The organism is Vibrio sp. 10N.286.46.A8, assembly GCF_041470165.1.
Taxonomy (GTDB): Bacteria; Pseudomonadota; Gammaproteobacteria; order Enterobacterales; family Vibrionaceae; genus Vibrio; species Vibrio tasmaniensis_A.
Genome location: NZ_JBFRLX010000158.1, coordinates 1 through 9,105, shown reverse-complemented (window position 1 = coordinate 9,105; position 9,105 = coordinate 1). Strand labels below are relative to the sequence as shown.

Here is a 9,105-nt window from a genome sequence, read left to right as displayed (position 1 = left end):
TCACGTTAACCGTGGGCGCTCAAAGTAACTCGGCCACCATCATTGATCACGACGTAACTATCAAAGTCCACGATGCTGCGCCTGTCGATGAAGGAGATAAGGCATCATTCAAAGTTACATTAAATGAAGCTTCGTCTGAAAAACAGTATGTTAAATTTCAAGCGATAACGAATGGTTACGATACCGAATTTGATGATATTGATACCAATAGCCTAACTTACGAATACAAAGATGCTAACGGTGTATTCCAAGTTGCTAACGTCGTTAACGGTTATGTAGAAATTCCGGCAGGAAGAACTGAGCTTCGTGTAACTGTTCAAACCGTGCAAGACGATAAATTTGAATGGACTGAACGTTTTGGACTACACATTGTAGATACAAAATCTCAGGTCGGCGGAACGTCAAGTATTGATGAAGCTAATTCTGATCTGAAAGGTCAGGGTACAATCAAGTTAGATCATACAGATAACCCTACGCTTACATTGACGAATGCTAATGCTGTTGATGAAGGAAGCACGGCCGTATTTGATGGGCAACTATCGAAGGTGTCTGAAGCGTCGATTGAGATGAAAGTCGAGTTTGAATTTTCTAATGGCGTTGGTAAAGCAAACCTTGAGGATTTAGCCGCAGACAGTAGTAAGCCGTTTTCTGGGGTTACAGTCACTTATGTTTCTGGCGGAGTGATTAAGACTATTCCGGTAAATGAAGTGGATGGTACATTCACGCTTCCTGCGAAAGTTACGGATTTCAAAGTTAATGTAGATACAATAAATGACAACCGTTTCGAAACATCTGAAGACTTTGGGATTAAGTTGAGTGAGATACCTTTCCAATCTTCAACAGATGCTAGTAAGGATGTAATCATTAATCACGGTCAGCACGGTGTTAGCGCGTCGGGTTCTATAAACGAAGACGCTGCTGATAAACCAACTGTAAATGTTGCCAATGCTCGTTCGGTAATTGAGGGTGGGACCTTAGAGTATAGCGTTTTACTTACTGGTTCTTCTGATGTAGACGTAACATACTCAATAAACCTCCCTAATAGTAGTGACGTTAAAAAATCAGACATTTCGTTTACTAATGGCGTCACATTGAGCGCCGATGGACAATCTATTGTCGTGCCTAAAGGCGTATATTACTTTAAAGTTATCGTTCCGACATTAGATGACGTTCTTGTAGAAAATACTGAAAATTATACGATTACTATTGGCAGAGACACTGGCACAGGTTTTATACTCGATAATGAAGTTGCACCTGTAATCAAAAACCAATCAGTTAGCGTTTCAGAAGAAGGCCTAAACGGTGGTATCACTGATACTATTGGGTTACCTACTGACTCTACGGATGGTCACTCTATACAAGGTAATCTTGTTATTACTGACGCTAATAACAACTTGTCTGACACTGTGTTTAGTGAAACAAGCTCAATCAACATTACAACATCGACCGGTCAGCCTTTGACATCAGAAGGGCATACTATTGATTGGGCGGTATCGCCTGATGGTCATGCACTTACTGGTACTGCTAACGGAAAAGTTGTTATTGAAGCAACATTGGATAGAAATGGTCACTACGACATACAATTGAAAGCTCCGGTAGATCACCCCAATACTAATGGCGAAGACAATCTAGTCATTCAGATCCCGGTCATTGCTAAAGACACTTCGGGGCTTAAGAGTTCAGGGGGGCAAATTACGGTTTCGATTGAAGATGATCAGCCTGTTGCAACAGCTATTGATGTGCCAGTTACCCCAGAAACAAAATCAGATACGAATATTCAGTTGGTAATCGACGTGTCTGGCTCTATGGGCTACGATTCTGGCGTTGCTGGTAAGACTCGTTTAGCTATTTTAAAAGAGTCTCTTGCTAAGATGCTCCAGCAATATGACACGCTTGGCGATGTAAAAGTCCAAATAGTGACATTTACCGGCAACGCTAAACTCATACATGACGGTAGTAAATCTTGGTTCTCTGTTAGTGAAGCTATTACAGAAATCAATAAGCTAAAACCTAAGAATAATACTGATTATGATGATGCTTTACGTAAAGCCCGTACTTCATGGGACCATGACGAAGATAGTAAGCTCCCTGATGCGAATAACGTCAGTTACTTTATTACTGATGGAATTCCAAACCAAGATGATAGGATAGATTATTGGGAAGCCAAAACTTGGACTAAACATTTAGATGATAATGGTATTACTTCTCAAGCTATAGGTATAACTGGAGGTTATCTTGACAAAGGCCAAATTGATTTGGTTTCTCACGATGGTCTGACGGGAACAGACTCTTCAGCGATAGTTATTGATTCGTCGAGCCAACTAACAGATATATTGACCCAGCCAATAATTCAAACCGTTAATGGTTCATTGGTAACTAATGGTGGCTTTGGCGCTGATGGTGGTTATGTTAGTCAGTTAGTTATTGATGGCGTAACTTTTAATTTTGATGGTTCAACTATCAGTTCTACAGGACAGAACTCTAAGATCAGCTTTACCAAAAATGAATCAACAAACGAGTTAAAAGTTACGGTCGATGGCAAGTACACTTTGAGTATCGATATGGATACGGGTTCGTACAAATTTGGTGGCAAACCACAAGCTAGACCTGAAACCGTAGACTTCGATTACACATTAAAAGATGGTGATGGTGATACAAGTAGCAGTCATATTTCATTTGATGTAATGGGTTCAAAAGGCAGCGTAGATGTGTCGTCTACAGGCAAGATGATCGATTCTGTTAAAGTTCTTCATGATAATTTGAGTTGGATAGGATCACCTGCAGTAACCAATGGACAAGCGGGTTACAACAAGATTGTAGACAATGTTGATATCAACAAAGGTGTTTCAATCAATGTTGGTGATGCTGGCGATGCTGTTTGGACTGGCCAGGGCGATGATGTGATTTATCTTGGTGATAGTCATGCTGTCTTGGACCAAAATACTGGGCAAGCGTCTAACCAAGATGCGATAAACACTTATATTAAAGATGTTTTCACTCAAGGTCGCGATTCGAACGTAATACTTAACCCTAACCAAGGTGAAGATAGTGAGATAGCTGCTACTAATAACAGTACAGCAAACTTGGATGTTGCTCATGGTGGCGGCGGTAGTGACTATATCTACGGAGAAGGTGGCTCAGACGTTATATTCGGCGGGTCAGGCGATGACGTCATTGATGGCGGTGAAGGTAACGATGGTCTTCGAGGCGGTACGGGTCACGATACACTTAAAGGCGGATCTGGCGATGATATTCTTATCGGTGGTATTGGTAACGATATTTTAACCGGCGGTAGTGATGATGATATCTTCAAGTTTGTCGACCAAGGTTCTGGTGTTCGTCATGGTGAGAAAGACACAATTACAGACTTTACTAAGGGTGATGATAAAATAGATATTTCCGATCTACTCCATACAGATTCTTCTGACAGTATTAATAGCCTACTTCAAAGCAGTAAGATTGGTATTTCTCTTGAAGGTGCAGATAATATGTCAACGGCAGATCTTAAGTTGACTGTGACAGATGGTGGAAAAACTCAGGAGATCATATTGCAAGATAGCGCTGAACAATTTGATAGTTATATCACTAACGGTTCAATTTCAGATGTGAGTGGACTATTAAACGATATATTGAAAATTTACGATAACTAAACAAAAAGGGCCGAAAGGCCCTTTTTTTATATCTTAATTTAGTAAAGTAATCGCGCTGAAGAAGACCTTACATTGAAGTTATAACACGCTTCGGTTACAACACTTTACAGGCAAAACCTTTCAGATAGAAACCTTCTGGGTAGGCGGTGTCTGTAAGGTGATCGGCTGCTTGCTCGAAGCGCTCGACAAATTTTACTGTTCTGCCAGCGTCTAGAGCAGCGTCAGCGATGATTTTTTGGAATAAATCAGTGCCCATCAAGCCAGAGCAAGAGTAGGTGAGTAGAGTGCCACCAGGATTTAGGATTTGCATTGCAAGCATGTTTACATCTTTGTAGCCGTTAGCACCTGATGTTAGGTTGTTTTTGCTTGAAACGAACTTTGGTGGGTCCATGATCACGACGTCAAACTTAGTGCCTTGATCTCGGTATTCACGAAGTAGTTTAAATACGTCTGCGTTTAGGAATACAGCACGCTTTTTCGAGATATCAAATTCATTGAGTTCAGCGTTGAACTTAGCTGTATCAAGAGCTAATTGAGACACATCTGCGTTGATTACACGTTTTGCGTCACCTTTCAGTGCGTAAAGACCAAAGCCGCCAGTGTATGAGAAACAGTTAAGCACATCTTTGCCTTTAACATACTTCATTGACTCTTTACGGCTATCACGTTGGTCCATGTAGAAGCCAGTTTTGTGGCCTTCCATGATGTTTACGCTGATTTTGACGCCGTTTTCTTCAATGACGATAGATTTTGGTGGCTCTTCACCGTGAAGTACACCAACAACTTGCTCTAGGCCTTCTTTTTTACGAACTGCTACGTCTGAACGCTCGTAAATATTACAGTCTGGGAAGCATTCAATTAAAGCTTCAACCAATACGCTCTTATTGAATTCAGCGCCCGCACTTAGTAGTTGGCAAACTAGGTAGTCTTGATATTTGTCGATAGTGATACCTGGCAGTCCATCAGACTCTGCAGCGGTAAGGCGGTAGCCAGTTAAACCATCACGCTCAATGATGTCTTCACGCAGTGATTGCGCGTCTTGAATTCGTTTTACGAAGAACGCTTTGTTAATTTCTTCTTTTTCAAATGTCCAAACACGAGCTCGAATTTGAGATTCTGGTGAGTAAGCCGCTTTTGCTAGCCATTGACCATTCTGAGCATATACGTCTACAGTTTCACCTTGTTGTGGTTCGCCTTCGACCTTATCGATACCGCGTGAAAATACCCAAGGGTGTTTACGGCGTAGTGATTTATCTCGGCCTTTAGCTAGATGAATTGAAGGAGTCATAATTTACTCTGTTTGTTGAATTTGAAGGAGGGGTATTGTCGGGGAAGTACAAGGGAAAAGCAAATAAGAAAGGGCTGCAAAAGCAGCCCTTGTATTGAACCATCATTAGATGGTGGTTAGATGTCAGTATTAAGCTTTAAGACCTGTCAGCAAACCTTCCATCGTATCGCTCTGCTTACGAAGTTGGTCAACGTTAGAGTTACTCTTACTGATCATCTCGCAGATGCCGTCTGATTGATGACGAATCTCTTCAACACTTTGTGCAATGTTATCCGCAACGACACCTTGCTCTTCTGCAGCAGTAGCAATTTGCGTACTACTATCAGAAATAGACTGGTTTTTCTCAGCTAAAGAACCGATCTCAACGTTCACTTCCGACATCAGTGTTTGGCCTTCATTGGCATTGTTTACTGTCACTTCCATCAGTTTTGTTAATGATTGACTGTTACGCTGTAACGACTCGATCATGCTCTGGATTTCAACTGTCGCTTGTTGAGTTCGTCCGGCAAGAGCGCGAACTTCATCAGCAACAACTGCAAAACCACGGCCTTGCTCTCCAGCTCGAGCAGCTTCAATCGCAGCGTTTAGCGCTAACAGGTTAGTTTGTTCAGAGATACCATTGATGGTTGCGACTACTTCATCGATCTGCGCTGCATTAGCATCGAGTTCTTCTACTGCTTGCGAAGCCGATTGAATCTCTTGGGATAAGCTAGAGATCGATTCCAAAGTATTAGAAACCTTAACTTGACCACTTTGTGCGACACCACGAGCGTCCATTGTTTGAGTGCTTGAATCATGGGCAAGGGTAGCGACTTCGCGAATCGTTGCTGCCATTTGTTCAGTTGCGCTGGCGAGGCTATTCAAGTGCTCTTGTTGATTACTTGAGATATCTGAGCTTTGTTGCGTTGATTGGTTCAAATCCGAGCTGATTTGCTGCATGAGAGCAACGGACTCTTGGATTGAGAGAACCATGTTTTGTTCACGCTCGGCTACCTTATCGATAGTAATAGCAATTTCACTGAACTCATCGCGAACTAAAAAGTAGTTCATGCGACAAGTTAAATCGCCACTCGCAAGTGTGCTGAGTGCTTTGTTCATCGAGAACATAGCACCACCAATGAAAGTCATGATGTAGTAAACCCCCAGAGCTATCAGCGTGAGAGTTACTGCAATAATCGATACCTGAGTAGTAGACAGAGCTGACCATAAGTTTTGGTCATGGCTTGCGACTAAACTGAAGGCGCCATTCATGACAGAAACAGATCCTGCGCCATATCCTAAAGAGATGGTGTCAGAATTGCTAACGAGTTGAGCGACCTGATCTTTGGTGAGTTGTCCAGCTTCAATCAGACCTTTCATCAGGAGCAATTCATCCTGATAAAGGTGAGCAAGTAAAGAGTCCGCAGCGCTATCTAAAACTAAAGTCAGTATAACCAGGGCGATAAGAGGTAATAAGAATAGTAGATAGAACTTTTCTTGGATTTTTAGGTGAATGAGATATTTGTCAATCCAACGAAACGGGATTTCTTTCATAATTGTAATACTCGAAGTAAGCCCACCAATAAATGGTGAATGAATAGAATCGCAACTATATCATCCATATAATTTATGAGGCAACGTTATGGATACTCTGCAGTATATTTTTGTCGTGTCAGGCGTAGTTCAGTGTGTTGGATTTCGTTATCACACCAGTAGGCAGGCGCAGGATTTGGGCATTTCCGGCTATGCAAAGAACCTAAATGATGGTCGAGTTGAAGTGTTAGCGGTCGGAGAGGTGCTGAAACTTGAGAAGTTACACGCTTGGCTTAATCTTGGACCACCGAGCGCAACAGTAGACAATGTCGTCATGCATCAAGTTAAAGATCATGAGCGGCAGGACGTACGTGTAGGGGAGTTTAAAATACTGTAGGACACTACAGTATTTAACTTTTTACGTTGAGATCAACCTAGCGCTATTTTAGTTCTACAAGCATTTTGCTGGTTTAGGTAAACCGGCGAGCTTGGTTGCTTGTTTGGCAGGGCCTTTTTTGAATAATTTGAAAAGGTACTTACTGTTGCCTTTTTCTGGACCGTGAGCTTTTTCCATTGCTTTCACGAGCATGCGAACCGCTGGTGAGGTGTTGAACTCTTCGTAAAAGCTTCTTACAAAATGTACGACTTCTAAGTGTGCATCAGTAAGTTCAATTTCCTCATCTTGAGCAAGAATTTCAATCATACCTTCTTCCCATTGAGTGTAATCCAACAGATAACCTTGAGCGTCGGTTTCGATTTGCTTGCCGTTATATTCAAACATGTTTAATCCAGAGTCCAATTAACTATCCGGATAGAGTACATGACCAAGTTTATCTTTCTCAACAGAAATTGTAGCTATCTCAAAAAATATTGCACTTATGGATAAAAAAAGCCCAAGAGATAGGCTCTTGGGCTAGATATGATTCAGTGATGGAAGCGATTAGTCGTCGTTACCCATAATGCCTAAGATGCTTAGTAGGCTGATGAAGATGTTGTAGATAGAAACATACAAGCTAATCGTTGCAGAGATGTAGTTCGTTTCACCACCACGAATGATGCTTTGCGTTGTTAGCAAGATTACACCAGTCGAGAATAGGATAAACATACCGCTCATTGCCAGTGATAGTAGTGGCATTTGTAGGAAGATGTTTGCAACCATGCCGACTAGCAGAACAACGAAACCAGCCATTAGCATACCGTTAAGGAATGAAAGGTCACGTTTAGTTGTTAGGGCGTAAGCAGATGCAGCCATAAATGCCAGTGCAGTACCGCCAAGTGCAGTTAGGATGACATCACCCATGCCTGCACCAACGTACATGTTTAAGATTGGACCGATGGTGTAGCCTAAGAAACCTGTAAATAGGAATGTGAAGACTAGACCCATGCTGTTGTCACGGTTCTTTTCTGTTAGGAATAGAAGGCCGTAGAAACCAACTAGCATAATGATAAGACCAGGGCGAGGAAGGTTCATCGCCATAGATACGCCTGCTACTACAGCAGACCAAAGTAGTGTCATAGACAGTAGTGCGTAGGTGTTACGCAACACTTTATTGGTTTGCAGAGCACTTTCTTGAGATGCTGTGCGTGAAAACATAGGGCTGTTCATAATCTTCCTCGTAAGGTGACTTCAATAGTTATTAGTACATTTATGGGGCTGAAAGTTCGAAAAATCAAGTCTTTCATTCCTCTTGTATACCTAAAATAATAATCAAAATAGTCGGTTAAGTGTTTCTGAAGGTGTAACAAAGTATTTCTAATGACGATAAAGTGTCGCTAACACTCGATGTTCAAACTTTTATAGTTACTGGCTAATGATTTATAACCTTTGGAAAACGAACGATAACATCGAAAAATAAAAAGAACATCGAAAAATAAAGAGGCGACCTAAGCCGCCTCTTTTGTTTATGCATCATAACACATTAATGGTGCAAGATTTGGCTCAAGAAGTTCTGCGTCCTATCCGATTGTGGGTTTTCAAAGAAGTCGACAGGGTTGTTCTCTTCTATGATTTCACCGGCATCCATAAAGATAACGCGATCCGCGACCTCTTTAGCAAAGCCCATCTCGTGCGTTACACACAACATCGTCATGCCTTCTTCTGCTAGTTCGACCATTACATCGAGTACCTCACGCACCATCTCAGGGTCGAGTGCTGATGTTGGTTCATCAAATAGCATAACCTGAGGGTTCATACACAAAGAACGAGCAATTGCCACACGTTGCTGTTGTCCACCAGACAGTTGGCCTGGGAATTTATCCGCTTGTTCAGGGATTTTTACACGCTCAAGGAATTTCATCGCGATGGCTTCGGCTTCCTCTTTCGGCATCTTTTTGACCCAAATAGGGGCTAGAGTACAGTTCTCTAATACCGTCAGATGTGGAAACAAGTTGAAGTGTTGAAAACACATACCAACATCTCGGCGCACGGCTTCAATGTTTTTTAGGTCTTCCGTCAGTTCATTACCTGAAACGAAGATATGACCCTTTTGGTGTTCTTCCAATCGGTTGATACAACGGATCATCGTTGATTTTCCTGAGCCAGAAGGGCCACAGATAACGATTTTTTCGCCTTTCTTAACCTCTAGATTGATGTTTTTAAGTACGTGGAATTCGCCGTACCATTTGTTCATGTCTTTTAACTCGATCATAAGACTG

The 9,105-nt window shown here is 41.9% G+C and carries 7 protein-coding genes; 2 read left to right on the top strand and 5 right to left on the bottom strand.

Annotated elements, in window-relative coordinates:
- Positions 1–3,650, top strand: a 3,650-nt coding sequence (locus AB4232_RS15675) for a VWA domain-containing protein (RefSeq protein WP_372087479.1), incomplete at its 5' end; no start/stop codon positions are given.
- Between the two features lie 94 nt (positions 3,651–3,744).
- On the opposite strand, the gene AB4232_RS15670 is transcribed toward AB4232_RS15675, so the two are convergent.
- Both AB4232_RS15670 and AB4232_RS15665 read right to left on the bottom strand, forming a co-directional pair.
- Positions 3,745–4,938, bottom strand: coding sequence for a class I SAM-dependent methyltransferase (locus AB4232_RS15670; protein ID WP_009846634.1), 1,194 nt, complete (start codon positions 4,936–4,938; stop codon positions 3,745–3,747).
- Between the two features lie 129 nt (positions 4,939–5,067).
- On the bottom strand, positions 5,068–6,471 hold the full coding sequence (locus AB4232_RS15665) for a methyl-accepting chemotaxis protein (protein WP_135382187.1): 1,404 nt from the start codon (positions 6,469–6,471) through the stop codon (positions 5,068–5,070).
- 88 nt (positions 6,472–6,559) lie between these two features.
- On the opposite strand from AB4232_RS15665, the gene yccX reads away from it, so the two are divergent.
- Complete coding sequence (gene yccX, locus AB4232_RS15660) at positions 6,560–6,847, top strand: acylphosphatase (protein ID WP_009846636.1); 288 nt, start codon at positions 6,560–6,562, stop codon at positions 6,845–6,847.
- Between the two features lie 54 nt (positions 6,848–6,901).
- Here yccX and AB4232_RS15655 read toward each other — a convergent pair whose 3' ends face one another.
- From AB4232_RS15655 to AB4232_RS15645, 3 genes are all read right to left on the bottom strand, one after another.
- Positions 6,902–7,231: a TusE/DsrC/DsvC family sulfur relay protein gene (locus AB4232_RS15655; RefSeq protein ID WP_029225525.1), complete on the bottom strand. Its 330-nt coding sequence runs from the start codon at positions 7,229–7,231 to the stop codon at positions 6,902–6,904.
- 159 nt (positions 7,232–7,390) lie between these two features.
- Positions 7,391–8,056: a Bax inhibitor-1/YccA family protein gene (locus AB4232_RS15650; RefSeq protein ID WP_012603870.1), complete on the bottom strand. Its 666-nt coding sequence runs from the start codon at positions 8,054–8,056 to the stop codon at positions 7,391–7,393.
- A 313-nt stretch (positions 8,057–8,369) separates the two neighbouring features.
- Complete coding sequence (locus AB4232_RS15645) at positions 8,370–9,098, bottom strand: amino acid ABC transporter ATP-binding protein (RefSeq protein WP_372087480.1); 729 nt, start codon at positions 9,096–9,098, stop codon at positions 8,370–8,372.
- Positions 9,099–9,105: the final 7 nt, after the last annotated feature.